Origin of the sequence: Pontibacter ruber (genome assembly GCF_023630205.1) — a bacterium.
Classification (GTDB): Bacteria; Bacteroidota; Bacteroidia; order Cytophagales; family Hymenobacteraceae; genus Pontibacter; species Pontibacter ruber.
Map to the genome: position 1 here is coordinate 426,177 of NZ_JALPRR010000003.1, position 26,014 is coordinate 452,190.

General features: G+C 49.5%; 18 protein-coding genes. 14 read left to right on the forward strand and 4 right to left on the reverse strand.

Translation table 11 applies throughout. The features are described from left to right. Positions 1 to 60 precede the first annotated feature (60 nt). Positions 61 to 3,273: a WD40/YVTN/BNR-like repeat-containing protein gene (locus MJ611_RS13665; protein WP_250430379.1), complete on the reverse strand. Its 3,213-nt coding sequence runs from the start codon at positions 3,271 to 3,273 to the stop codon at positions 61 to 63. 215 nt (positions 3,274 to 3,488) lie between these two features. Next, positions 3,489 to 6,689 carry a WD40/YVTN/BNR-like repeat-containing protein gene (locus MJ611_RS13670; protein ID WP_250430380.1) on the reverse strand — a complete coding sequence of 1,067 codons (3,201 nt, stop codon included), beginning with the start codon at positions 6,687 to 6,689 and terminating at the stop codon, positions 3,489 to 3,491. 967 nt (positions 6,690 to 7,656) lie between these two features. Between MJ611_RS13670 and MJ611_RS13675 the strand changes: the two genes are divergently transcribed. From MJ611_RS13675 to MJ611_RS13725, 11 genes are all read left to right on the forward strand, one after another. Then, positions 7,657 to 10,662: a SusC/RagA family TonB-linked outer membrane protein gene (locus tag MJ611_RS13675; RefSeq protein ID WP_250430381.1), complete on the forward strand. Its 3,006-nt coding sequence runs from the start codon at positions 7,657 to 7,659 to the stop codon at positions 10,660 to 10,662. Positions 10,663 to 10,680: 18 nt separating this feature from the next. After that, positions 10,681 to 12,165 (forward strand): RagB/SusD family nutrient uptake outer membrane protein, encoded by a 1,485-nt coding sequence (locus tag MJ611_RS13680; protein ID WP_250430382.1) that lies wholly within the window; start codon positions 10,681 to 10,683, stop codon positions 12,163 to 12,165. Positions 12,166 to 12,312: 147 nt separating this feature from the next. Continuing rightward, positions 12,313 to 13,647 (forward strand): NAD(P)/FAD-dependent oxidoreductase, encoded by a 1,335-nt coding sequence (locus MJ611_RS13685; protein WP_250430383.1) that lies wholly within the window; start codon positions 12,313 to 12,315, stop codon positions 13,645 to 13,647. A 153-nt stretch (positions 13,648 to 13,800) separates the two neighbouring features. Next, entirely contained in the window at positions 13,801 to 14,400 is a 600-nt protein-coding gene (locus MJ611_RS13690; RefSeq protein ID WP_250430384.1) for a TetR/AcrR family transcriptional regulator, read from the forward strand. Between the two features lie 7 nt (positions 14,401 to 14,407). Beyond that, positions 14,408 to 15,703 carry a TolC family protein gene (locus MJ611_RS13695; RefSeq protein ID WP_250430385.1) on the forward strand — a complete coding sequence of 432 codons (1,296 nt, stop codon included), beginning with the start codon at positions 14,408 to 14,410 and terminating at the stop codon, positions 15,701 to 15,703. 12 nt (positions 15,704 to 15,715) lie between these two features. Further along, positions 15,716 to 16,681: an HlyD family secretion protein gene (locus MJ611_RS13700; RefSeq protein WP_250430386.1), complete on the forward strand. Its 966-nt coding sequence runs from the start codon at positions 15,716 to 15,718 to the stop codon at positions 16,679 to 16,681. After that, the gene (locus tag MJ611_RS13705) at positions 16,678 to 17,604 is read left to right on the forward strand and encodes an ABC transporter ATP-binding protein (protein ID WP_250430387.1); all 927 of its coding nucleotides are present in this window, start codon (positions 16,678 to 16,680) and stop codon (positions 17,602 to 17,604) included. Before MJ611_RS13700 ends, MJ611_RS13705 begins: the two co-directional genes overlap by 4 nt. Next, the gene (locus MJ611_RS13710) at positions 17,604 to 18,347 is read left to right on the forward strand and encodes an ABC transporter ATP-binding protein (RefSeq protein WP_250430388.1); all 744 of its coding nucleotides are present in this window, start codon (positions 17,604 to 17,606) and stop codon (positions 18,345 to 18,347) included. The genes MJ611_RS13705 and MJ611_RS13710 overlap by 1 nt, the downstream gene beginning before the upstream one ends. Before the next feature lie 44 nt (positions 18,348 to 18,391). Beyond that, the gene (locus MJ611_RS13715; RefSeq protein ID WP_250430389.1) at positions 18,392 to 19,498 is read left to right on the forward strand and encodes an ABC transporter permease; all 1,107 of its coding nucleotides are present in this window, start codon (positions 18,392 to 18,394) and stop codon (positions 19,496 to 19,498) included. Continuing rightward, positions 19,495 to 20,613, forward strand: coding sequence for an ABC transporter permease (locus tag MJ611_RS13720; RefSeq protein ID WP_250430390.1), 1,119 nt, complete (start codon positions 19,495 to 19,497; stop codon positions 20,611 to 20,613). The genes MJ611_RS13715 and MJ611_RS13720 overlap by 4 nt, the downstream gene beginning before the upstream one ends. A gap of 110 nt (positions 20,614 to 20,723) precedes the next feature. Continuing rightward, complete coding sequence (locus tag MJ611_RS13725; RefSeq protein WP_250430391.1) at positions 20,724 to 21,674, forward strand: NADP-dependent oxidoreductase; 951 nt, start codon at positions 20,724 to 20,726, stop codon at positions 21,672 to 21,674. A gap of 85 nt (positions 21,675 to 21,759) precedes the next feature. Here the strand turns inward: MJ611_RS13725 and MJ611_RS13730 are convergent, their stop codons facing one another. After that, on the reverse strand, positions 21,760 to 23,319 hold the full coding sequence (locus MJ611_RS13730; RefSeq protein ID WP_250430392.1) for a protein adenylyltransferase SelO: 1,560 nt from the start codon (positions 23,317 to 23,319) through the stop codon (positions 21,760 to 21,762). Positions 23,320 to 23,586: 267 nt separating this feature from the next. On the opposite strand from MJ611_RS13730, the gene MJ611_RS13735 reads away from it, so the two are divergent. The 3 genes from MJ611_RS13735 (at position 23,587) to MJ611_RS13745 (ending at position 25,541) form a co-directional block, all read left to right on the forward strand. Next, on the forward strand, positions 23,587 to 23,853 hold the full coding sequence (locus MJ611_RS13735) for a hypothetical protein (RefSeq protein WP_250430393.1): 267 nt from the start codon (positions 23,587 to 23,589) through the stop codon (positions 23,851 to 23,853). 341 nt (positions 23,854 to 24,194) lie between these two features. Next, the gene (locus MJ611_RS13740; protein ID WP_250430394.1) at positions 24,195 to 25,124 is read left to right on the forward strand and encodes a 2-hydroxyacid dehydrogenase; all 930 of its coding nucleotides are present in this window, start codon (positions 24,195 to 24,197) and stop codon (positions 25,122 to 25,124) included. Between the two features lie 3 nt (positions 25,125 to 25,127). After that, positions 25,128 to 25,541: a VOC family protein gene (locus MJ611_RS13745; RefSeq protein WP_250430395.1), complete on the forward strand. Its 414-nt coding sequence runs from the start codon at positions 25,128 to 25,130 to the stop codon at positions 25,539 to 25,541. Positions 25,542 to 25,550: 9 nt separating this feature from the next. Here the strand turns inward: MJ611_RS13745 and MJ611_RS13750 are convergent, their stop codons facing one another. Further along, positions 25,551 to 25,973, reverse strand: a complete 423-nt coding sequence (locus MJ611_RS13750) for a hypothetical protein (protein ID WP_250430396.1) — start codon at positions 25,971 to 25,973, stop codon at positions 25,551 to 25,553. Positions 25,974 to 26,014: the final 41 nt, after the last annotated feature.

Consider the following 26,014-nt stretch of genomic DNA (forward strand, 5'->3'; position numbering starts at 1 on the left):
TTTCTTGTTTTAACAACTGATGCAGCAAAGACATCAGACCTCAATTATTGCTATAAGAGGCTAGTTGATGGTAGTTGCGGTAGCTGGTTTCAGCAACGTAATCTTCTCCAGGTTAGCCTGCTTTGTCAATTGATTGAATTCAGCAATGTCCTTGTTGATCAGCGCTGTCATCTTTTCTTTTGATTTCTGCCACGAAGAAGTAAGTTCAGCCAGTCTTTCCTGCTGTGACCTGGTCACATAAGGCATGTCCGTATCCAGATCATCTTTCAGGTACAGGAAGTGAGCACTTAACTTACTTTCAAAGTTGAGGAAGTCGTTGTTGGACTTGGAGCGGTTCTGTACCAGTTCCTCTTCCCACGCATCAAGTTTCTTAACCAGGCTTTTCCCTTGCGTAATTACGGGTTTCATACTTTGATCTTCCTCCAGGAGCTCTACTAGGGCATTTACCTGGTCCTTCACTTTACGCATGCGAAGTATGGAATTATGGATGTCGCGTACGCCGTCTTCTAAAGCAATAAGAACTTTCTCCTGCTCTTCGAAGTCTTTTTCGGAAGCCTTCAGGCGTGGATCAGCCAAGGTTTTGAAGGAGACCAGCTTTTCCTGGTTGCCCACTTTCAGGCGAGCCTGGTAAGTGCCCGGTGCAGCTTTATGGCCAACGTAACTGTTTGGCATAAATGCTGTCGGTACGCCCGGAAGTGTAGCATAGCGCATATCCCAGACAAAACGGTTCAGGCCAGGCTTGTTAGGCAACACAGGATCAGCAGACGGGCTGCCGGGATAGGCAACAAACTTCGGATCTGCTTTGCTGGAATATTTGCGAATCAGGTTACCTTTTCCATCCAGTATTTCCAGTGTAATCAGGCTGTCTTTGTGCACGTTAGTTGGCAATTGGTAGTAAAGCACCACACCTGTGGAAGGGTTTGTGCCTGCTGCTGATATGTTTTCCTCTTCTGTTTTATCCAGTGCACTGCTACCGGATACTCTGAAGGCATCCTCTGGCTGGTACAAAACCACATCTTTGGGCGAAGCCTGTTTGTTGTAATTACGGATCATAGCCAAGTCATCCAGGATCCAGAAAGATCTGCCTTGTGTTGCTGCCAGCAGATCGCCGTTGTGTACTTTCAGATCGGCAATTGGCGTAACAGGTAGGTTCAGCTGGAAGTTTGTCCACTCTTTTCCTCCATCATAGGAGATGTATAAACCAGTTTCGGTGCCTGCAAAAAGCAGGTCCTTGCGTTGATTGTCTTCCCGTACTACACGCGTAAAGGCGCCATCGGGTATGCCTTTGGTTATCTTCTTCCATGACTTGCCATAGTCGGTAGTTTTGTAAATAGATGGTCTGAAATCGTTGAACTTGTAACGTGTGGTTGCAATGTAAGCAGTTGCTTTATCATGCGGAGAAACTTCAATGCTGTTTACGAGACATTCTTCCAGGCCTTTCGGCGTCACGTTTGTCCAGGTTTTGCCTCCGTCGCGGGTCAGTTGCACCAAACCATCGTCGCTGCCCGACCATAGTACCCCTTTTTCATGTGGCGATTCGATCAGGTAAGCAATGGTGCCATAGTTTTCTCCACCAGCTCCCTCGTTTGTGAAAGGTGCTCCGCTGATCACCATTTTAGTAGAATCGTGGCGGGTTAGGTCAGGGGAGATGGTAGACCAGGTTTTGCCCATGTCGTTGGTTTTAAAAACAACATTACCGCCATGGTAAAACGTGTTTGGTTCGTGCGCTGAATAGATGATCGGGGCATTCCAGTTGAAGCGGTATTTCATGTTCTTCGGCGTCATGCCAAGGTACAGGATAGGGGATACCATGATCGATTTTCGCAAATTTGTCTGGGTATCGTGAACATCGATATTGCCCTGATAGCTGCCACCCACCACATAACGCGGATCATTCGGGTTGAAAGCAAGGAAAGCACTTTCGCCCCCGGCTGTTTCCCACCAGTCTTTGTCGCCAATCTGGCCACCTGCGGTGTTTCTGCTGGAGATCTTTATCGTTGAATTGTCCTGCTGACCGCCGTAGAGGTTGTAAGGGAACAGGTTGTCGGCGTTAACGCGGTAGAACTGGGCAGTAGGCTGGTTGTTTTGTGTCGTCCAGGTTTTGCTCCCGTTAAAGCTGATGGCTGCACCACCATCGTTGGAAACGATCATGTTCTCGCTGTTCTTCGGGTTGATCCAAAGCTCATGGTAATCGCCGTGCGTGCCTGAGATCTGCGTCCAGGTTTTGCCCCCGTCTGTAGATTTCAGGCCCGGGGCGTTGAGCACATACACGGTGTTTTCATGCTGCGGATCAGCGAATACTTCGATGTAGTACCAGGCGCGTTGCGTTAGCCGGTGGTCTTTGCTGACACGGCTCCACTTTTCGCCGCCATCTTCACTCACAAATAAGCCACCCTGTTCTTTGTAAGTATCGCTTTCGATAACCGCGTATACTTTGTTGGAATTGGCTCTTGATACAGATACGCCTATTTTACCCAGTTCTTTCGGGAGTCCGTTCTCCAGCTTTTTCCAGGTCTCGCCTCCGTCTGTAGATTTGTAGAGACCGCTGCCTTTTCCGCCACTTATCACCTGCCAGGGCGTACGGCGGTGATCCCACATGGCAGCATACAGAATGCGTGGGTTGTTCATGTCCATTTTGATATCGGCACAGCCTGTATTCTCATCTACAAACAGCGTTCGCTTCCAGGTCTTGCCACCATCCGTGGATTTATACACCCCGCGCTCTTTGTTTGGTCCATGCAGTGCACCCTGCGCCGCCACGTATACAATATCGGGGTTCTGAGGATGAATGCTGATACCGGCAATATGGCGCGTTAAATCCAGGCCTAGCTTAGACCATGTCTTACCTGCGTCAGTGGATTTGTAGACGCCGTCTCCGTAGGAGGTCATGACACCGCGCGGCGCATGCTCGCCCATGCCTACATACACCAGGTTCGGGTCTGATTCTGAAACGGCTACGGCCCCAACAGAGCCTGTTTTAAAATACTTGTCCGAGATATTAAACCAGCTCTGGCCGGCATCTTCTGTTTTCCAAACACCGCCACCTGTGGTGCCCATGTAGTATACCAATGGGTTGTTTACTACACCGCTGGCTGTATTTGAGCGACCGCCACGGGATGGCCCCACGTTGCGCCACTTTACCGGCTTAAAGTACTGGTCGGGGCTGGTTACCTGGTCTGATTTTGAGGCAGGCTTGTTGCCTGCATTTTTCTTCTGGGCTGATACACCCGAGACGGACAGGCAGAACAGTAGAAAGTATAAAGGCTTTTTCATAAAGAGAAGAGTTTGTTTGACATGATTTAAGGTGATGGCTAAGATGTTGAAGTATACTTTTGCTCAACTTAAACTGAGACTTATACTTTACAGGTTGGTCCTTATATAAGGAAATCTACCAGCCCTGCGTAGAGGGCTGGTAGATTTAATGGAGGCATCGAAGAAGATATACCTCTTTATACTTTTGCTTCAGATACTGTGCAGAAGTATAAGTACTAGTTGATGGATGAGGTTGCTTTTGACTCTGATTTCTGGTTTTTCAGGGTAATGGCATCTATTCCTTTATCCTTTACAACCTTATTCAGGGCCGGTACATCCTGCGCCTTTATCTGCTTAAACAGGCTCAGCTGCTCATCGATCTTTGCTGTTACTTCTTTCTTAAATTCATATGCCTGCTCTGTTGGTCTGAAATCGCCGGCATTAACCTGTGAAGCCAGGTTTGCCAGCTTATTGTTAAGGCGGATTGGGAAGTTGAGCGGATCCTGGTTACTGCGGTTCTTGGTCTGGTATAACGTTTCCTCAATAGCCGTGATTTTCTTATCTATAGCATTAGCAGATTCTACTACATCCTTATAATTATCCTGGCCTTTCAGGTTACCTTTCAGTGTATTAAGCTGGGCACGGATCGCACGAATCTCCTTGATGGCATCGTGTGTTTCGCTGAGCTTGTCGCGGGACTCCATCAGGAACGCAAACTGGGCCTGCAGGTCTTCCGGAGTAGCCGAGGAGCGAGGGTCTTTCAGAATAGCAAAATTCGTTTCCTGGCTTTCCTTGTTCACTGTTAATCTCGCCTTGTAGTTACCCGGTAAAGCTCTCGGGCCTCTGGTGTTGCCACCCCACATGATCAGACCGTCAAAGCCGCTGGCATCAGGGTAGTACATATCCCACACAAAGCGGTTCATGCCTTTCTTTACATCCAGTTTCTCTTTCTTATCCTTGGCATTGCTGGCGTAGCTGCGGATCAGCTTGCCGTTCTGGTCCAGAATCTCCAGTTTAACTGTGGTGGAAGTGTCTGGCTTTTGCTGCATGAAATAATGCACCATCACGCCACCCGGGTGGTTCTGACCTTCCAGTTTCAGGTTAGGTCCGCCCCAGCCGCTTGGCGCTCCCATTTTATAAGAGTCCATTGGTTTGTACAGGTGGAATTTGCTTTCTGCAACCGATTTGTTTAACTGGTGCAGTGGCGTCAGATCATCAATAATCCAGAAGCTACGGCCTTGTGTGGCAGCGATCAGGTTATCGTTCTTGATGGTCAGGTCGGTGATCGGAACAATAGGCAGGTTCATCTGGAACGGCTGCCAGTTCTTGCCATCATTGAACGAGACATACATGCCATACTCTGTGCCGGCATACAGCAAACCATTTCGTTTAGGGTCTACACGAACCACGCGTGTAAAATGGTTGTCGTCAATTCCTTTGGTGATCTTGTCCCAGCTCTTGCCATAATCTGTGGTCTTGTAGATGTAGGGTCTGAAGTCACCGGATTTATACATGGTGGCAGCCACGTACGCTGTTCCTTTTATACTTGGGTGCGCATCAATGCTGTTAATCATGATCCACTCCGGCATACCTTTCGGCGTAACGTTTGTCCAGTTCTTGCCACCATCGCGGGTTACGTGGATCAAGCCATCATCCGAGCCGGTCCAGATAACGCCTGCTTCCGCCGGCGATTCGTTAATGGCGAAGATAGTACCGTAGTACTCTACACTGGTATTGTCCTGTGTGATCGGTCCGCCGGAAGAGCCGAGTTTTTTAGAATCGTTACGTGTCAGGTCCGGGCTAATGGTTTGCCAGGAATGTCCGTTGTTGGTTGTGAAATGTACGTGGTTGGAAGTGGTGTACAACTTCTTCGGATCGTGCGGGGAATACATGATCGGGAAGTTCCACTGGAACCTGTACTTCATACTTTCAGCTCCGGCTCCCATCGGGTTATCGGGCCACACGTTAACAGTGCGTTGCTGTCCGCTGTTGTGGTCTACCATTTCCAGGAAGCCGCCGTAATTGCCGCCAAATACAAGATCAGGATTTTCAGGGCTCACCGCTATATGGGCGCTTTCTGACCCTGCGGTTACTTCCCAGTCATTCTCAGTTATACTTCTGCCATCTGTGCGGTGCGAGATCCTTACGGTTGTATTGTCCTGCTGGGCTCCGTAAATGCGGTACGGGAAATGGTTATCTGTCACTACGCGGTAGAACTGCGCGGTAGGTTGGTTCATGTAGGTGCTCCAGTTCATGCCGCCGTCTGTAGAGACCTGCGCTCCACCATCATCTGCTATTACCATGCGGCGCGGGTCTTCAGGTGCTATCCAAAGGTCGTGGTGGTCGCCATGAGGAGCATTGAAGCTTTCAAATGTTTTGCCGCCATCCTTGCTGCGGTGGTAAGAAACGTTCATTACGTACACCTGGTCCACATTCTTCGGGTCGGCATAAACGCGGGTATAGTACCACGCACGCTGACGCAGGTTCCGGTCGTCGTTTACTTTGGTCCAGGAAACACCGCCATTATCTGAACGGAACAAACCTCCGTCTTCGGCTTCCACCATGGCAAACACGCGCTCAGAGTTTACCGGGGAAACGGTAACCCCGATAATGCCCAATGTACCTTTGGGCAGGCCCTCGTTTCTTGAAATATCTTTCCAATTGTCGCCGCCGTCTGTACTTTTCCATAAGCCCGAACCCGGACCACCGGAAGAGAAGCTATACGGGGTGCGGCGTGCGTTCCAGGTGCTGGCGTACACAATCCGCGGATTCGAAGGGTCGAGGATGAGGTCTACGGCCCCGGCGTCCTTGTTGGCAAACAGCGTTCGCTTCCAGGTCTTGCCACCATCCGTACTCTTGTATACACCACGCTCTTCACCAGACTTATAGATGTCGCCAATGGCTGCCACATACACGATGTCAGGGTTCTGAGGGTGTATGCGGATGCGGCCAATATGCTTTGAATTTTTGAGCCCAACATGGTGCCATGTTTTACCGGCATCCACTGACTTCCACACGCCAAACCCAGAGGAAACGTTTCCGCGCAGCGTCTGCTCACCTTCCCCTACATATATAATATTCGGATCGGCTTCGCTCACGGCAACAGCTCCGATCGAGCCCCCGAAGAAACCGTCCGAGATGTTTTCCCAGGAAGCACCGCCATCAGTAGTGCGCCATAATCCTCCACCAGTTGCCCCGGAATAATAGAGGTTCGGTTTGCCTGGCACGCCCGTTACACTGCTTGCCCTTCCACCCCTGAAAGGGCCTATAGAGCGCCATGTGAGGCCATTGTACAGGTCCGGAGAAAAAGCGACATCAGTCTTTTTACTCTTTGACCGTTGCTGTTGAGCTTCACTAGGCGGTCCTGCCAGCAGGAGCGCCAGTCCTAAGCCTAGCATGAAAGTAGGCTTCAGAGCGCCGGGTAAATTGTTCTTCATGAGGTTATGGTTTAAAGTGAAAGAAATTGATTGCTTAACTATAAAGAGGTGACTTTTCAATGAAAAATGAAGGGGTATTCATTGAAAAGTATAAAATTGATGTTTGATTTACAAATTATATATATGAAAAGCAAGTAGTTTTGGTAACTGTTAAAGGATAAATTTTTATACTTATCTTAAATTGTCTTTATGTTAGCTGATATTATCCTGAGCTTGTAAAGGTGTTTGTTATTTTATATAATTATTCTGCTGTAGTTGATTCTGTATGTGATCACCTGTTTAAACCTCTTTGGTTAACAGTATCGCCTGGTGCTATGTCTGTTTATCTGGAAGGACAACGTTCCCGATAAGAATATCAGAGGATTGTTAGCTTGCTGCCTGTGCTCTTGCTGTTTTGCTGACCAGACGAGAGAAAAGTTTTACCAGGTACAGCAAAGCACGCAAAGGGGAGCTGGTAAAGGCTTGTAAAGCCCTGATGATGAATGTTTGTTGTGCTTATAAACTCTTTGGGTATTTTATAGTATAACTATATACCTATATAAATAGCAAAGCATAAGATTGTCTCCTTCACAAGTAGAGATCAATCTGTTGACCATATTTTTCCATGTTTATCTATTTCTAGAATAAGATTCTAGGAAGTGAAAAAGGCAAGATCTTTCCCGAGATCAGATCAGCATGGTGATCTAAATATCCTGAAGTGAGGCTCGCGTTTTAAATGCGGGATTGTATAATATTGTTTAGGGGCCTGTGCTTTTACAGTTGTGTTTTTTGAAGCTGTTATGTCAATGCCTTGTGTAGTTGTTTGCTTCTGAAGCAATAGGAGTAGCCAATAAGATCACAATAAAATTACCCAGTAAGTATTTGCTGTTACGTCCAGTTGTACCTGAATTGTCCAAATTCAGGCAGGAGTTGCTTTGCTTTGTTTTCTAACCATAATTTTAATCTCACCTCTTAACATTTTCTCTTTATGAAACAGATTATACTTGTCTTTCTTGTCTGCTGCCTGGCTGCTGTCAATGCGATGGCACAAGGGCGTACCATAACCGGGAAGGTAACCTCCCGGGAGGATGGTACTGGGCTCATTGGGGTTAGTGTTATCTTAAAAGGTACTTCAACCGGTGTTACAACCGGCCTGGACGGTGCCTATCAGTTAAATGTTCCTGCTGAGGGAGGCACCTTGTTATTCAAGTATATAGGATATCAGCAACTGGAGGTCGTAATCGGGAGCCAGAATGAGGTAAATGCAAGTCTTGTAACCGATACAAAAAATCTGAAAGAGGTGGTTATTACCGGCTACGGCGAACAGGACCGTAAGACACTGACCAGCGCGCAGACGTCGGTGAGCGCCAAGGCTATAGAAAATATTCCGGCGGCAGGCAGCGACCAGCTGATGCAGGGCAGGGCAGCAGGTGTGCAGGTAAGCTCCAACTCGGGTACACCGGGCGGTGGGGTGTTCGTACGCGTACGTGGTACTTCTTCTATCAATGGCTCCAGCGACCCATTGTATGTAGTGGACGGCGTACCGATTCAGGCAAATAACTTGTCCGGCGTAGGTGTTGGGGGTGGTACAACGAGCCCCATCGCTGATATAAACCCAGCCGATATCGAATCGATGGAGATTCTGAAAGACGCTTCTGCTACAGCAATTTATGGTGCCAGGGCCGCAAACGGTGTGGTATTAATTACAACGAAGCGGGGTGCGAATAAAAAAGCAAAAATCAGCTTTGGCTCCTACTATGGTGCACAAACGGCACCCAGAATGCCAGACGTGGTGGATGGCCCCACCAATGAAAGACTACAGAACGAAGCAGCTGCCAACAACTGGATTGATAGTTATGGTTCTTTGAACGCACTTAATCCGAAAGGGGATCCTTTTAAAGCACCTTTTGCTAACCCGGATGCTGCCATCACCACCGATTGGGCTGATGCTGTTTTCAGAACCGGTATCCTGCAGAATTATGACGTATCGGTAAGCGGGGGCAGTGATAAGGTGCAGTACATGGTTTCGGGCAACAACTTCAACCAGGAAGGCATCCTGAGAGCTATGGACTTCGACAGAAAGACCGGACGTATTAACCTGGACTTTTTTCCTGTAGATAAACTGAAGGTTGGTACCAGCATGTTATATGCGCGTACCAAACGCAATCGTCTCAGAAACGATGACTCTATTTTCGGAGCAGTGCCGGGCTCATTCTCTATTCCAACGAACCTTCCTTTTTATAAAGAGGATGGCTCTTATACCAAATTCAGTATTTTCGAAAACCCTATTGCTGCAGTAGAAGAGGGGCATCATGTCATGAACACGAACCGCTTTTTAGGTAGTATTTATGGAGAGTATGAAATCCTGAACGGCCTTCGTCTTAGATCAAGCTTCAGCCTGGATTACACTGGCCTGCAGGAAGATCTTTATGACAACACATTTCTGAACAGCGGTGCAGGATCGAACGGATTCGGGCAATCTGTAGCAGCTACTGATAATAACTGGATCCAGGAAAACGTACTGAGCTACCAGTTTGGCAAAGCCGACCATGCGTTCAATGTACTGGTAGGTACAACTTTGCAGGAGTCTTCTTTTGACAGAACCATTGCTACTGGCGAACAATTTCCAAGCAACGACTTCAGGAAGATCATTTCGGCGGCCGTACAGCGTGCAAGCTCTGAGTCTACCAGCTGGGGTATCGCTTCTTTGTTTACCCGCATCAACTACGATTTCAAGAGCAAATACATCGCTACCATAAACGTTCGCCGGGATGCTTCTTCCAGATTTGGTAAAGACAACCGCTGGGGTACTTTCCCTTCTATAGCTTTGGGGTGGGTAGTGTCCGAAGAGCCTTTCTTCAAAGAGTCGATAGAAAGTATAAGCAGTTTAAAGCTGAGAGCTAGCTACGGTATCACCGGTAACCAGAGTGGCATTACCAACTTCCAGTCACTGGGTACCTGGTCGGGTACACCGTATGCCGACCTGCCAGGTATAAGCCCGGTGCAACTGGCTAACCCTGATCTTAAATGGGAGACAACAGCTCAGACAGACATTGGCATCGATTTAGGCCTGTTCCAGAACAAGCTTAATTTAACTGCAGATTATTATGTGAAGAAAACGACTGACCTGCTGCTGGCTGTTCCTTTACCAAAAACATCCGGCTTCAGCTCGCAGGTGCAGAACTATGGATCGTTGGAAAACAAAGGGATTGAATTAGGCATCAATGCTACCGTATTGCAGAAAGGTGATTTTAACTGGGATGCAAACTTCAACATAGCCGGTAACAGAAACAAAATCACAAAGCTGGCAGCTCCTTTCAACGTTTACAACCGCGACATCTTCCGGTATGAGGAGGGTTACCCGATGTATTCCTTCTATTTTCATGAGCAAACCGGGGTAGACCCACAAACCGGAGCTCCGATCTTCAAAGACGTGAACGGGGATGACAAATTTGATCCGAACGTAGATCGTAAGATCGTTGGGAATGCAAACCCGGACTTCTTTGGAGGCCTGACAAATACCCTGAATTACAAACGCTTTGACTTGTCTTTCTTCTTCCAGTATTCTTACGGCAATGAGCAGTTAAACTGGAACCGCTTTTTCGGCGAACACGGCGGTACAAGACAATTCGGATTTATGGGCAGTCAGCTAGACAGATGGCAGAAACCGGGAGACAACACCATGATCCCGAGAATGAGCCAGGCAAACTATAACGCTAACCTGAGACCATCCCGCTTCCTGGAAGATGGCTCTTACCTGAGAATGAAGAACATCACCTTAGGGTATGCGCTACCAACTTCTCTGATTGAAAAGGCTGGCATATCTGCTGCCAGAATTTATGTGTCCGGGCAGAACGTGCTGACCTTCACAAAGTATTCAGGTCTTGATCCGGAGATTACCGGTACTGCATCTACCACCCTCACACAAGGTATCGAGTTTTACAGCGTGCCACAGCCAAGGGTATTCATGGGTGGTTTCAATGTTACTTTCTAAATGTTAATTGCTATGGTTATGAAAAAAAGTATATATAAATCGGTACCTGTGATGGCAGCAAAGCAACTAACGGGACTGTCATCTATTGCACCTGTTAAGAAAGGAATTGCTTATACTTTGCTGGCATGTTCACTGATGCTTGCTACCGGTTGCGAATCCGTTTTAGACCAGGAGCCACAGACCGAAGTATCAGAAGATGTAGCGATCGCAAATCTAAAAGGCGCACAGGCAGCGCTGGCAGGTATGTACAACCAACTGCAGGATGGTAACTACTATGGCCGTAACCTGCAGATCATGTCGGATGTTTCTTCGGACCAGGCGCAGAGTGTCGGTACCTGGGACTTCTATCGGGAGATGGATACCTATGTGATCGATAAGGGTAACATCGAGAACGGAAACTTCTGGCTGCGTGCTTACCAGGCAATCAACGTGGCGAATAACATACTTGAGAAGGTTCCTTTGTTAACGGATGTGTCAGAAGCTGATAAAAGCAATATTATGGGGCAGGCACATTTTGTGAGAGCCTTAGCTTATTTTGATCTGACGAGAGTGTATGGCGGGGTTCCGGGTGTAGTAGGCACGCTGGGGGTACCACTGGTTACCACTCCATCTAAGAAAGTGGATGATTCTCTTTTTCCTGCCCGGGCTACGCTGGATGCCTCGTATGGCCAGGTAGAAAGTGATTTGCTGAAAGCGCTTGAACTGTTACCGGAATCGCAGAAAAATGATGCCATGACCAGGTCGCAGGCAGTAAAAGGAACAGCACGCGCCCTGCTCTCCAGGCTATACCTGTACACGAACAAACCGGATCAGGTTATTAAGTATGCCGATGAAGTACTGGCGGATACCAAGTATAAACTTTCGGATAGCTACGAAAATATTTTCGCCAACAAGCTTACTTCAGAGTCTGTTTTCGAACTGAACTTCAACAGCGCTGACCAGAGCGGTATCAGAAACTGGTACTTCCCGTCAACTTCCGGCGGCAGAGGTGATGTGGCTGCCCATACAAGCTTTTACCAGGAAATATCAGCTGATCCGAATGATGCAAGAGGTAAAATGTTTGCCCAGAATACGGTATCGAATGTGTACTACCCGATCAAGTACAGCAAAGCAGGCAACATCGATAACATACATATCATAAGAGTAGCAGAAGTATACCTGAACCGTGCGGAGGCAAAAGCAAAGCTCAACGACGTGGAAGGTGCCCTGGCCGATCTGAACAAGATCAGAACCCGTGCAGGAGTAGCTCCAATCACAAGTGTAGCAGGACAACAGGAGTTGCTGGAAGCGATCTGGAAAGAGAGAGACTTTGAATTAGCCTTCGAAGGCCACAGCTTTTTTGACCTGGTACGCACCGGCCGTGCACTTACAAAGCTTACCAACGTGGCCCGTAAGAACGGGCCTCCGGTAAGCCTTTCCGCCGCAGGCCGCCAAGTATTCCCGATTCCGGCTTTTGACATCGATGCCAACAAGAACCTGGAGCAGAACGAAGCTTACAGGTAATTTAAAAACAGCTTTTCTACAAAGCCGCCCCTAAAGTATAGGGGCGGCTTTGTTTTTTATACGTTAATCACTCTTGACTTTGGCAGTGAAGCGCTAGCCTGCTGCTGAGAACGTAACCTTTAGCAGGTTTAACCGGAAAGATAACCTATGGCAAACTATGCAAGAATAGCAGAAACAGGAAAACCGCGGGTGGTGGTAGTGGGTGGAGGCTTTGGTGGCCTGGAGTTGGTGAAGTCTCTGGAAAAGGCAGACGTGCAGGTTATCCTGATCGACAAGCAAAACTTTCTTACGTTCCAGCCTTTGCTGTACCAGGTTGCTACCTCCGGCGTAGATGCCGACTCCATCGTTCACCCTTTCCGAAAGATCCTGCATAACCAGGAAAACTTTTATTTCCGGCTTGCGGAGGTGCAGTCCGTTGACACGCAAAGGCAGTTTGTAGAGACATCCATCGGCCTTATAAAGTATGATTTCCTGGTGATAGCAACCGGCGCTACTACCAACTACTTTGGCAATGATCAGATGGAACAAAATGCCATCTCAATGAAAAACATCAGCGATGCCACCACGCTGCGGAACACAATCCTTTGCAATTTTGAGAATGCCCTGCAACTGGATGATGAGGTGCAGCTCAACAGTCTGATGGATTACGTGATTGTGGGAGGTGGTCCGACGGGCGTAGAACTGGCGGGCGCCCTTTGCGAGTTGCGCAAGTACGTATTTCCGAAAGATTACCGGGAACTCAATTTCAAAGAAATGGACATCCACCTGATCCAGAGCGGAGATCAGTTGCTGAAAGGTATGTCCGGAGAAGCCTCCCTAAAGGCGCTGGAGTATTTGCAGGATCTGGGTGTAAAAGTATGGCTGAACCGGCGTGTGAAAACTTATGACGGCTATACGGTTACCATGGACTCCGGCGAAACGCTGATCACGCGCACGCTGATCTGGGCCGCAGGCGTAAAAGCAGCACCCGTAGACGGAATACGGAAAGAGAGCCTGTTGAAAGGAGGCCGCCTGCAGGTGGATCAGTACAACCGGGTGGCAGGCTATGAAAATGTTTTTGCCATAGGCGATGTGGCTGCGATGGTTACAGAAACTAACCCGCAAGGCCACCCCATGCTGGCACAGCCTGCCATGCAGCAGGGGGAACTGCTGGGTGAAAACATCGCAAACATTATCGCCGGCAAGACATTGCATCCATTTGAATACAAAGACCGAGGCGCTATGGCAACAGTAGGGCGCAACCGGGCGGTGGCAGATCTGAAGCTGTTTAATAAGGAAATCAAAACCCAGGGCTTTCTGGCCTGGCTCATCTGGATGTTCATCCACCTGATCTCGATCATAGGGTTCCGGAACAAGCTTGCCGTTATAACAAACTGGGTATGGAATTATTTTACCTTTAACTCCGATAACCGCCTCATACTTGGAAACAAGCAGGAAAACATCCCCATTGCCGAAACCATCACGCATAAAACGTTGATCTGATAAAGTATAAGCCAAAGATGTGACAAAGAATAAAATAACTCCCTCTTTTAAGAGACGTCTTGACTATTTGAATTCTGTAGCATCTACCATTTGCTTTTAAAACAAGGTTTTATAATTTTGTTAACCAAATGGTTAAACACCGTGGTTAACAACATGCAACAATCAACAGAAGAGAAAATATTAGCGGCAGCTGCGAAGGTCTTTATGGAGAAAGGTATGGCCGGTGCACGCATGCAGGACATTGCCGACGAAGCGGGTATAAACAAAGCCCTGCTGCACTACTACTTTCGCAGTAAAGAAAAGCTGTTTGACGAAATATTCAAGGAGGTTTCCGGGCAACTGCTTCCGCGCCTGAACCAGATCATCGAGTCTGATATCTCGCTTTTTGATAAGATCTGGGCTTTTTGCCAGGAATACATCTCCCGTATGGTAGAGAATCCCTACCTGCCGCTTTTTATCGTAGAAGAAACTAATAAGCAGCAAGGTGCCTTCCTGGAGCGCCATCTTGGAAATAAAAGGCTGAGGCTGGATAAACTTGCACAGCAGGTGCAGCAGGAAGTGGCCAGAGGAACTATAAAGCCTATTCACCCTTTAGAGCTTTTCTTGACCATAATATCGATGTGTGCATTTCCTTTTCTGGGGAAGCCTTTATTGCAGCACATGTCAGGTATGAACGATGACATGTTTAACGCTATGATGGAGGCCCGCAAAAGCGAAGTGCCAAAATTTATCATCAACGCAATCAAGAAATAAAAAATTTATGCGGGGATTAACTGGATGGTTAAATTTTGTAGTTAACGTAATCTTGCTGTTTTTGGGCCTGTTACCCGGCATGGTATACGCCCAGCAGAACAAGACACTGACGCTGGAGCAGGCACAGGAGTTAGCCCGGCAGAACTATCCTGTAACGCAGCAGTTTGAGTTGCTGCGTCAAACAGAGCAGTATTCACTGGAAAATCTCAGCAAGGGGTTTTTGCCGCAATTTACCCTTGTCGGGCAGGCAACTTACCAGTCAGATGTTACCATAGTACCTGTAGATGTTCCTAGTATAGAAATTCCTGCACCCGCCAAAGATCAGTACAGGATTAATGCCAATGTCAGCCAACTCCTCTATGATGGCGGCCAGATAAGGCAGCAAAAGAAAGTAGAGCAGCTCAATACCATAGTAGAAAACCAGCGGGTGGAAGTAGAACTGCACAAGCTACGCGACCGCATCAACCAGTTATACCTGGGCACGCTCTTGCTGGACGAGCAACTGAAACAGGTAGACCTGGTACAGCAGGACCTGGAAACAGGCCTTCGAAAAGTAGAAGCTCAGGTTAAAAACGGAGTCAGTTTCAAATCGAATTTATACTTGCTGCAGGCCGAGCTGCTCAATAATGAACAACGCCGGGCAGAGTTGCAGGCTTCCCGCAGGGCTACACTGCAAACCCTGGGCCTGTTCCTGGGAGAGCCGCTCAGCGAAGGCGTTGTACTGGCTACACCTGCTGCAGCAGAAATAAACGGAAATGTAGAAATACAGCGCCCCGAACTGAAACTTTACACCAGTCAGCAGACGCTGTTGGAGCAACTGAACCGCCTGCTGTATGCCCGCAACCTGCCTAGAACCAGCTTGTTCGGGGAAAGCGGCTACGGCAGGCCGGGCCTGAACTTCCTGCAGAATACACCGGACTGGTGGTATATAGGCGGCATACGGGTGAGTTGGCCGCTTGGTAATTTTTATACTTACCGTAACGACCGGAAGCTCATCGATGTAAGCCAGCAACAAACCGAAGTGCAGCGCGAAACCTTTCTGCTCAACACCAATGCCGAGCTGACGCAGCAGCGGGCCGAGGTAGATAAACTGAAAGAAATGCTGGAGGCGGACAGGGAAATTGTGGCGCTACGCGAGAAAGTAAAACTTGCTGCCAATTCCCAGCTCGAGAACGGCGTCATCACGGCTAACGACTACCTGCGCGAAGTATACGCCGAAGACCAGGCCAGGCAACAGCTCATCCTGCACCAATTACAGCTGTTACAGGCACAAATCAACTATAAAACCGTACTTGGCTACTAACCCGATTATGCTATGCTTAAGAATAACACAACGTTTCTGTATGTTCTGTTAGCCGGATTTATACTTTCCGGCTGTGGCAACAAAGGGCCGGAATTCGACGCATCCGGTACGTTCGAGGCCGATGAAGTGATTGTGTCATCGGAGCTTGCCGGCAGAATAGACTCCTTCACGGTGGAGGAGGGGCAGCGGCTGGCAGCAGGCAAGGTGGTCGGCATAATTGATTCGGAGAACCTGACCTTGCAGAAAGAGCAGGTAGAGGCAAGTATAGACGCCCTGCAGGAAAAAACACTGGATGTACAGCCGCAGATAAAGCTGCTGCTGGATCAGTTGGACGTGCAGAAAACCCAGATGGTAACCCTGGAGCGGGAGCGGAAGCGTACCCAGAACCTGCTGGCCGCGGATGCTGCCACCGGCAAGCAGCTCGACGACATCAATGATCAGATTGAGGTGCTGAAAGGGCAGATGCTCGTAACGCAGCAACAGATCCGGGTGCAGCGCACCAACGTCTCTACCCAGAACCGGGGCATCCTGAGCGAACACAAGCCTTTGCAGAAACGCGTAGCGCAGCTGGAAGATCAGCTTTCGGATGCTAACATCACAAACCCCATCAACGGCACCGTGCTCGATACTTATGCGGAGCAGGGAGAAGTTACGGCTGCCGGCAAAGCCCTTTACAAGATAGCTGACCTTACCTACCTGAACCTGCGCGCCTACATTACCGGCGACCAGTTGCCCCAGGTGCGGCTGGGGGAGCGGGTAAAAGTACTGATAGACCAGGGAAAAGGCTACAGGGAGCTGCCCGGCACCATCACCTGGATATCGGATAAAGCGGAGTTTACTCCCAAAACCATCCAGACCAAAGACGAACGGGCCAACCTGGTATACGCCATGAAGGTGCGGGTAAAGAACGACGGTTACCTGAAAATAGGCATGTATGGCGAGGTGATGTTACCGGAACAAGAGCCGAAAAAGAAATGAACGCAGCTGTGATCGCTCAAAACCTGGTAAAAACCTATGGCACCAAAAAAGAAGAAGTACAGGCGCTGAAAGGTGTCTCGTTTGAGGTGGCACCAGGGGAGATTTTTGGTATCATCGGCCCGGACGGGGCTGGCAAGACCTCGCTCTTCCGCATCCTGACAACGCTGCTGTTACCCGATGAAGGGCAGGCACAGGTAGATGGATTTGATGTGGTAAAGGACTACGAGGCTATCCGGCACCGGGTGGGCTATATGCCGGGCCGTTTCTCGCTGTACCAGGACCTCTCGGTAGAGGAGAACCTGAAGTTCTTTGCTTCCATTTTCCACACCACCATCAGGGAGCATTATGAATTGATTAAAGACATCTACGAGCAGATCGAGCCATTCAAGGACCGGAGAGCCGGGAAGCTTTCCGGAGGTATGAAGCAGAAGCTGGCGCTATGCTGCGCTCTGATTCACCGGCCTACTGTGTTGTTTCTGGACGAGCCTACTACTGGGGTTGATGCCGTGTCGCGGAAAGAGTTCTGGGAGATGCTACGGAACCTGAAACAGCAGGGTATTACCATACTTGTCTCCACACCTTACATGGACGAAGCCAGCCTCTGCGACCGGGTGGCGCTGATCCAGAACGGGGAGATCATGTCAATCGATACGCCCGAAGGTATCGTCCGCAGTTTTGAACATCCGTTACTGGCTGTTAGGGCCGCAAACATGTTCCGCCTGCTCAAAGACCTGCAGCAATTCCCCGGGCTGTTAGACACCTATCCTTTTGGTGAATACCACCATGTGGTACTAAAGCCGGAGACAACGGAGCAGGGATTGTATGCTTACCTGCAGCAAAAAGGCCACACGGAAACCAAACTGCAGCAGGTTGAGCCAAACGTGGAAGATTGTTTTATAGCACTGATGAAAACGGCTACCTGATGGAAAGAGAAAAGGTGATCACTGCAAAAGGACTTACCAAACGCTTCGGAGATTTTACAGCCGTGGATGCGATTTCTTTTGAGGTGGGAAAAGGGGAGATCTTCGGTTTCCTGGGAGCCAACGGTGCCGGCAAAACCACAGCCATCCGCATGCTTTGCGGACTTTCTATCCCAACAGACGGCGAGGCCACTGTGGCGGGCTTTGATGTATACCGGCAAACGGAGCAGATTAAACGCAACATCGGCTACATGAGCCAGAAGTTCTCGCTTTACAATGACCTGACAGTGCGTGAGAACATCCGGTTCTTTGCAGGTATTTATGGCAAGAGCCATCAATTTATAAAGGAAAACACAGAGCGACTGTTGGACCGGCTGCACCTGCAGGCGGAAAGTAACAAGCAGGTAAAGTCGCTGCCGCTGGGCTGGAAGCAGAAACTGGCTTTTTCGGTGGCCATTTTTCATGAACCGGATATCGTGTTCCTGGATGAGCCCACCGGTGGTGTAGACCCCGTAACGCGTCGTGAGTTCTGGAACATGATCTACGAGGCGGCAGAGTCGGGCATTACGGTCTTTGTAACCACGCACTACATGGACGAGGCCGAGTACTGCAACCGCGTTTCGATCATGGTGGACGGACGCATTGATGCCCTGGGCACGCCACAGGATCTGAAGCAGCAGTTCAAGGCAGAAAGTATGGACAACGTATTCCTGAAGCTGGCAAGGAAAGCCACAAGAGGAGAGTAAGCTATACTTGTACTCCAGGCTGATGGAAAGTTAAAGACCTTATTATGAAACAGTTCCTATCCTTTGTCAGGAAAGAATTCTACCACATCTTCCGCGATGCGCGTACGATGCTCATTTTGCTGGGCATGCCGGTGGCCCAGATCATTATCTTTGGTTTTGCCCTCACCAACGAAGTAAAAAACTCCAGGATTGCCGTGCTCGACATGTCGAAGGATGCGGCGACAGCTTCGCTTATTACCGAACTGGAAGCCAGCCGGTACTTTGAGGTCGAAAAGCGCCTGCATACTTACAAGGAGGTGGAGGAGGAGTTTAAACTAGGGAACATAAAAATGGCCGTGGTCCTGCCGCAGAACTTTGGCGCCGACTTGCTGCACTTCAACACAGCCCAGGTACAGCTCATCGCCGACGCCTCCGACCCGAACGTGGCCAATACCCTGACCAATTATGCTTCTGCCATCATACAGGACTATCAGAACCGGATAACGGATGGCCGCAGGCTCCCTTATACCATCAAAACGGAGCTGCGCATGCTCTACAACCCCCAGATGGAAGGCGCTTATAGCTTTGTTCCGGGTGTGATGGCGATGGTGCTGCTGCTTGTCTGCACCATGATGACGGCCATCACCATTGTGCGGGAAAAGGAAATGGGTACGATGGAAGTATTGCTTGTATCCCCAATACAGCCAATAAAAATCATAGTGGCAAAGGCGGTGCCCTACCTGCTGCTTTCCATGGTAAATATTGCCAGCATCCTGTTGCTGAGCGTGTTCCTGCTGGATGTGCCTATTAACGGAAGCCTTGTGCTGCTGGTGCTCGAAAGTATTCTTTTCACGGTAACCTCGCTGGTGCTGGGCCTGTTTATTTCTACCATCACGGATTCGCAGCAGGTAGCTATGTTTATCTCGCTTACGGGTTTGTTTATGCCTACCGTCATGCTCAGCGGCTTCATGTTCCCGATCGAGAACATGCCCCGTGTATTGCAACTTATCTCCAACATCGTGCCTGCCAAATGGTACTACATCATAGTTCGATCTGTCATGATAAAGGGCGTCGGGCTGGAAGCTGTGTGGAAGGAAACGCTTGTCCTGTTTGGCATGATGGTTTTCTTTTTGATCATGAGTATCCGCAAGTTTAAAATCAGGCTGGCATGAGAACATTGCTGTTTTTACTTCAGAAAGAGTTCCGGCAGATTTTCCGGGACAGGGCTATACTTCGGGTGATCTTTGTCATGCCGATTCTGCAGCTGATCCTACTACCAAACGCTGCCGATTATGAAATGAAGAACATTCGCCTGAGCGTAGTAGACCACGACCGTTCCGAATACGCGCGACAGCTGGTGCAGAAGATCACCTCCTCGGGCTATTTCCGGTTGAATTCGTATACCGCTTCCTATGCTGACGCTATGCGTGAAGTGGAGTTAGATCATGCTGATCTTATCCTGGAGATCCCGGCTGACTTTGAGAGAACGTTGGTGCGGGAGAACGAAGCCATGTTGTTTATGTCGCTGAACGCCATAAACGGTGTAAAAGCCAACCTGGGCGGTTCCTACCTGCGCTCCATTATTCAGGATTATAACCGGGAAGTACGCCTGCACTGGATACAGTTGCCACGCTTTAATCCTGAAACCAACATTGAGATTACCTCCTCTAACTGGTTTAACCCGGAAATGAATTACAAGCTTTTCATGGTGCCGGGCATTCTGGTAATACTGGTAACCCTGGTAGGTTCTTTCCTGACGTCGCTTAACATTGTGCGGGAGAAGGAAATCGGTACCATGGAGCAGATCAACGTGACACCCATCCGGAAGCACCATTTTATACTTGGCAAGCTCATCCCGTTCTGGATACTGGGGCTGTTGGTACTTACGGTAGGGATGTTTATTTCGTGGGTAGGGTATGGCATTGTACCGGTGGGCAGCTTTTTTACGATTTACGTGTTTGCAGCTGTTTTCCTGCTGGCCGTATTAGGGCTGGGGCTGCTCACCTCCACTTACTCCGACACACAGCAGCAGGCCATGCTTATCTCTTTCTTCATGATGATGATCTTTATCCTGCTCAGCGGCCTGTACACCCCGATCGACAGCATGCCGGAATGGGCGCAATACATTACCCACCTTAACCCCGTTGCCTACTTTATAGACGTTATGAGGCTGGTGGTGCTGAAAGGGGCGGGGCTGTACGAAATCCGCCGGCAGCTGCTGATCATGCTGGGTTTTGCCGTGGTGCTGAACGGTTGGGCTGTGCTCAGTTACCGGAAGCGGTCGTAGTGCAGGCGATCTTCTCCTCCGGGACCGGAGTTTATCAGATTTTATAAACCCTTCTGCCGCCGATAAGGTAAGAACTATATGTGTTGAATTTCAAGTAATACAATAGTCCTATGCCTGAACAGATGAGAGCGGCTACCTATACCGAATTTGGTGGCCCGGAGAAAGTAAGTATAAACAGCGTTGCCATACCTGAACTGAAGGAAGGAGAAGTGCTGATCCGCATCAAAGCAGCCGGTGTAAACCCGGTGGACTATGCCGTGCGGGAAGGCTACCTGAAAGATTTCCTGCCTACACAATTTCCGGTCATTCCGGGTTGGGATGTGGCCGGTGTGATAGAAGACAGGGGCTTCAGCGCCCGAAGGTTTGCGGTGGGCGAAGAAGTATACGCCTACGCGCGGCGGCCGGTGGTGCAGTACGGTACCTTTGCCGAATACATCGTTATACCTGAAAGCTACATTTCTATCAGGCCCAAAAGTATAAGCTGGGAGGAGGCAGCCGGTATTCCGCTGGTGGGCCTAACGGCGTACCAATCGTTGTTTGACGCGGGCAACCTGCAGCAGAACCAGACGGTGCTGATACTGGGTGCGTCGGGTGGCGTGGGAAGCTTAGGCATACAGCTGGCAAAAGCGAAAGGTGCCTGTGTGATAGGCGTAGCCAGCAGCAAAAACCACGCGTTTATGCAAGAGCTCGGTGCTGACCATACGGTAGACTACAAGAACAACCACGTAGGCGAAGCGGTACAGGCTATCGTGCCGGAAGGTGTGGACCTGATCTTCGACTGCGCGAGCGGCGAAACATTGCAGCAGAGTTTGCAGGCGCTGAAGCCATCCGGCAAGCTGGTTTCCATCCTTAACCAGGGCCAGGACCTGGATAAAAGTATAAATTTCACTTACGTGTTTGTAGAGCCCAACTCAAGCCAACTGGACCACCTGCGGGAACTGGCCGACGCTGGCAAACTGCGCGTGCACGTAAGCCAGACTTATACTTTGGACGAAACAGTGGAGGCGATGAAGCAGATCCAGACGCAGCATACCACAGGTAAAATTGTGATCGTGCCGTAGGCGCTGCAGTACAGATAAGTATAAAAAGTATGGCCCTGCCTTCGATCGAAGGCAGGGCCATACTTTTTAGAGCAGTTTGTTAAGCTTACGAACTGCAGGACAGCATTGAGCAGCCAGCCTTCTGGCTCGCCCACTCCGGCCTTGTCTGGAAGAACTCGTCGAACTTATCCGAGTAGGGCTCTTTCATGGCCTCCTGCAATTTCAGGAACAACGTGTTCTCGCCTTTCTCCAGTTCTTCGATGGCCTGGTGCAGCAGGTAGTTGCGAAGTATAAACCGAGGACTTGTTTCCCGCATGCGCTGCTGCGACTCTGCCCGCTTGATGGTGTTTTTGTTAAGCCGCTCCAGGTAAGTCGCAATCAACGTGAACAGCAGCTCGCTTTGCTCCGGGCTCAGCTCATCATACAAAGCGTCTTTAAAATGATCGGCTACTTCCTGTGCCGTATCCATGTAAAGCGGCAGGTCGATGAGCAGTTGGTAAAAGATCGTCATGTCGGGCTTGACAGCCGCAAGCGTTTTCTCGAACTGCGTGATCAGCTCCACATCCTTTTCCGTAGTCAGCCCATCCAGCCCGAGCTTGTTGGCCATCATGGTATAGTACTTTGTCCAGTAGATTTCCTGGAAGCTTTCCAGTGCCGCAACCAATTGGTCTTTGTGTGTTAAAGGCAGCAAGGCGCCGGCCAGACAGCCCAGGTTCCAGTAGGCAATGGAGGGCTGCTTGCCAAAGGCATACCTTCTGCCCGGCAAATCGGTGGTGTTGGGCGTAAAGTTCGGGTCGTAGTCGTCTACAAAAGAGTAAGGGCCGTAGTCGATCGTCAGGCCAAGTATAGACATGTTGTCGGTGTTCATTACGCCGTGTACAAAGCCCACGCGCTGCCACTCCACCATCAGGCTGGCGGTACGCTCCACTACCTCTGCGAACCAGTCCAGCACTTTGTTTTCGCCCTGGATGTGCGGGTAGTAGCGCTCGATGGTCCAGTCTACGACCTTGCGCAGGTTGTCTGTTTCTTTGCGGGCATTCAGCAGCTCGAAGTTACCGAAGCGCAGGAAACTCGGCGCCACGCGCATCACGATCGCACCGGGCTCGTATGCGGCGTTGCCGTTGTAGAACATATCGCGCAGCACGGGCTCGCCGGTGGCTACCAGGCTTAGCGCCCGTGTAGTAGGCACACCCAGGTAGTGCATGGCTTCGCTCATCAGGTACTCGCGCACCGACGAACGCAACACCGCCCGGCCATCGGCACGGCGGGAGTAGGGAGTAGGGCCGGCACCTTTCAGCTGCAGTTCCCAGGTTTCACTGTTGGCAGCTTCCCACTCGCCTAAAGTAATGGCGCGGCCATCGCCCAGCTGCCCCGCCCAGTGGCCGAACTGATGCCCGGCATAGCAGGCTGCGTACGGGTACATGGTGTCGGTAACGCGGTTACCGCCCAGTATGTCGATCTCCTTCTGCTCAGTTGGTTTCTGCACGCCTAGTTTCCGGGCCAGTTCTTCGGACCAGGCCAGCAGCGTTACTTTTTCTACCGGCGTAGGAATGGCTTTGCTGTACAACACGCCCGGCGTCTGGCGCGGCTTCAGGTCACCGCTGTCGTCGCCATCGAAGGTGCTGACAAATTCTTTTTTATAGGCTTTTGAGCTGAGGCTCTCCATAAATCTGGTTTTAAAGTATAAATAGGTTGATACGGCGTCCTGCCTGTACCAACATCCTCTCTTAACAAGAATTCTGCAAGATTAGTTAAATTTTGACGAAGGTTCTTCCTAAGGCTCTAAAACAGCGGCCGCGCTTCCAGGATAGCGCACAAACAAAGTATAATAGGCAGCCTGCAGGCTGATGCGGTTAATCTGTAGCAAAACTTCTATATCTTATCTGCAGGGCCTGACGTATCTAGTAGGAAAAATAAAAAAAGCGACAACATCATGGAAAATACATCACTGCTGGGCCTGGTACAGAATCCCACAAGTCTTGCTGACATCATCAACGATCCTGCAAAAAAAGGAATGGAGTTCTATCAAGGCCTTTCTGTTAGAGAAAAACAATACATCCTTTTTGCTGCTGCTGCAGGCCTTATCGGTTATGCCATCTACTTGGGCAGACAGGAAAGTGGTGCTTATACTTCTTCTTCTTCTGGAGGAAGTTCCACTACCGGAGGAAATGCTAATACTTCAGACAAATCAAAACAATAGTAATTTGCTGTCGTATAATCAGATACACATTTTTTGTTATCGCTCTGACAGGGTGCAAACCTGAATAAAGCTTGTAGAAGCTTTTAGAAGCTAGCTTCTATGTTTGATCGATTCACAAAAGTGAAAGGCCTGCCTTAAGTTATACTTAGGGCAGGCTCTTTTTATGCCTTTGCTTGCTGCTCAGGCTGTCTTTTTACCTCCCTCTTGATTTTCCCCAACTATAAACACCAGTCCTTTAGCGAAGTATAAATCTGTTGCTACAGCGATCATATTGTTTCAACAGCGAAAATTTCTTTGTTCCATTATAAAGTATAAATTGCTGCTGATACTACCGTTTTACTATGTCATTTCTTATCGTTAACCAGGGCAGGTATATCAGCCATTGGGTGCAGGCCCTGAAAGAGAAAAAGCCGGATCTGGATGTGCGGGTTTATCCGGAGGTGGGTGCCCCGGAAGATATTGAGTTTGCGCTGTCCTGGAACCATCCTTTGGGTGCTTTCAAGCAATTCCCCAACCTCAAGTGCATTGCCTCTACCGGCGCCGGGGTAGACCATATCCTGCGCGATCCTGACCTGCCCGAGCAGGTGCAGATCACCCGCATCATAGATGAGAACCTTACCCGCGATATGGCCACTTTTGTGCTGGCGCTGGTGCTAAACCATATGCGGGATCTGTCGCACTACAAAGCGCTGGAAAGTACCCATACCTGGAAGCCAAAACGCTACCTTCGCACAGAAGACGTGACGGTAGGTATCATGGGACTTGGCGTACTAGGAAGCCACACTGCCAGTCAGCTGGTGAATCTAGGCTTTAACGTGAACGGCTGGGCACGAACGGGTAAGGAGCTCGATAACGTAACCGTGTACACGGGCGCTGAGCAGTTGGATACGTTCCTTGCCACAGCCGACATCCTGGTCTGCCTGCTCCCGCTCACCAAAGAAACAGCCAATATTCTGAATAAAAACCTTTTTGAAAAGCTGCCGCAAAATGCATTTGTGATAAACGTAGCCCGGGGCGAGCACCTGGTGGAGGCAGATCTGATCGAAATGATCGACAAGGGGCATTTGTCGGGAGCGAGCCTGGATGTTTTCCGGGAGGAGCCTTTGCCGGAGAACCACCCGTTCTGGTCGCATCCCAAGGTCAACATCACGCCGCATATTGCCAGCACTACCGATCCGGATTCTGCTGTATTGCAGATACTGGAAAACTATGAGCGGCTGCAGCAGCACAAGCCGCTGATTAATGTAGTTTCACGAACCAAAGGATACTAAAATATGAATGCATTTCACTACGCTTTCAAAGTAAAGGACATCGAATCGACCCGCAGGTTTTATGTAGACATCCTAGGTTGCCAGGAGGGCCGCAGCACCGAGCACTGGATCGACTTCGACTTTTTCGGGCACCAGCTTTCTGCCCACGTAAGTGCCAACATTCCCGAGCTGGACTACTGCGGAAAAGTAGACGGCATCAGCGTGCCGGTGCCGCATTTCGGCTGTATTTTAACGCTGGAGCAGTTCGACCAGCTGCAGGAAAAACTGACGCAGCATGAGGTGAAATTTGTGGTAAAACCTTACACCCGCTACGAAGGGCAGGTAGGAGAGCAACGCACTATGTTCACCCTGGACCTGAGCGGCAACCCGCTGGAATTTAAAGCCTTCCGGAACCCGGAGGAAGTATTTGCTTCGTAAGTATAGCTTTTACTTTTTACCCTTCTTGGCTTTCTTCTCTTTGTTGTACTGAGCTTTAAGATCTTTGTACTCGTCGTTCGAGACGGTAACCGTATATTCCACAGAAGATAAGATAGACTGCTGTTCTTCCTCGTCATACATCATCAGCACCGACAGGAATTTATTTTCATTCAGCACGTAGTCATCCTCTACTTTATCATACACCTGGAAGTCGTATTCACCTTCTTCCAGGTGCTTGGTATCCATGCGGGCCAGCTGATCGCCGGTGATGACAACTGGCTCCTCCAGATCCACGATCAGGTTGAAGGGCTGGTAGTACTTGCCGTCTTTTTTGTGGGTAACATACTCTACCCGGTCTATCAGCAGCTCGATGCCTGCATTTTTGCTGTCTCTCTTGTTCTTGATGTTGAGTATGTTGCCTGTTAATTTCATATGCTGATGTATACTTTGTAGCTCTATAGGTTATACTTAAA

What these genes read in the sequence shown, in the direction of transcription:
- MJ611_RS13665 (WP_250430379.1), bottom strand. Translation starts at nt 3,273, where the DNA reads ATGAAAAAGCCTTTATACTTTCTACTGTTCTGCCTGTCCGTCTCGGGT.
- MJ611_RS13670 (WP_250430380.1), bottom strand. Translation starts at nt 6,689, where the DNA reads ATGAAGAACAATTTACCCGGCGCTCTGAAGCCTACTTTCATGCTAGGC.
- MJ611_RS13675 (WP_250430381.1), top strand. Translation starts at nt 7,657, where the DNA reads ATGAAACAGATTATACTTGTCTTTCTTGTCTGCTGCCTGGCTGCTGTC.
- MJ611_RS13680 (WP_250430382.1), top strand. Translation starts at nt 10,681, where the DNA reads ATGAAAAAAAGTATATATAAATCGGTACCTGTGATGGCAGCAAAGCAA.
- MJ611_RS13685 (WP_250430383.1), top strand. Translation starts at nt 12,313, where the DNA reads ATGGCAAACTATGCAAGAATAGCAGAAACAGGAAAACCGCGGGTGGTG.
- MJ611_RS13690 (WP_250430384.1), top strand. Translation starts at nt 13,801, where the DNA reads ATGCAACAATCAACAGAAGAGAAAATATTAGCGGCAGCTGCGAAGGTC.
- MJ611_RS13695 (WP_250430385.1), top strand. Translation starts at nt 14,408, where the DNA reads ATGCGGGGATTAACTGGATGGTTAAATTTTGTAGTTAACGTAATCTTG.
- MJ611_RS13700 (WP_250430386.1), top strand. Translation starts at nt 15,716, where the DNA reads ATGCTTAAGAATAACACAACGTTTCTGTATGTTCTGTTAGCCGGATTT.
- MJ611_RS13705 (WP_250430387.1), top strand. Translation starts at nt 16,678, where the DNA reads ATGAACGCAGCTGTGATCGCTCAAAACCTGGTAAAAACCTATGGCACC.
- MJ611_RS13710 (WP_250430388.1), top strand. Translation starts at nt 17,604, where the DNA reads ATGGAAAGAGAAAAGGTGATCACTGCAAAAGGACTTACCAAACGCTTC.
- MJ611_RS13715 (WP_250430389.1), top strand. Translation starts at nt 18,392, where the DNA reads ATGAAACAGTTCCTATCCTTTGTCAGGAAAGAATTCTACCACATCTTC.
- MJ611_RS13720 (WP_250430390.1), top strand. Translation starts at nt 19,495, where the DNA reads ATGAGAACATTGCTGTTTTTACTTCAGAAAGAGTTCCGGCAGATTTTC.
- MJ611_RS13725 (WP_250430391.1), top strand. Translation starts at nt 20,724, where the DNA reads ATGCCTGAACAGATGAGAGCGGCTACCTATACCGAATTTGGTGGCCCG.
- MJ611_RS13730 (WP_250430392.1), bottom strand. Translation starts at nt 23,319, where the DNA reads ATGGAGAGCCTCAGCTCAAAAGCCTATAAAAAAGAATTTGTCAGCACC.
- MJ611_RS13735 (WP_250430393.1), top strand. Translation starts at nt 23,587, where the DNA reads ATGGAAAATACATCACTGCTGGGCCTGGTACAGAATCCCACAAGTCTT.
- MJ611_RS13740 (WP_250430394.1), top strand. Translation starts at nt 24,195, where the DNA reads ATGTCATTTCTTATCGTTAACCAGGGCAGGTATATCAGCCATTGGGTG.
- MJ611_RS13745 (WP_250430395.1), top strand. Translation starts at nt 25,128, where the DNA reads ATGAATGCATTTCACTACGCTTTCAAAGTAAAGGACATCGAATCGACC.
- MJ611_RS13750 (WP_250430396.1), bottom strand. Translation starts at nt 25,973, where the DNA reads ATGAAATTAACAGGCAACATACTCAACATCAAGAACAAGAGAGACAGC.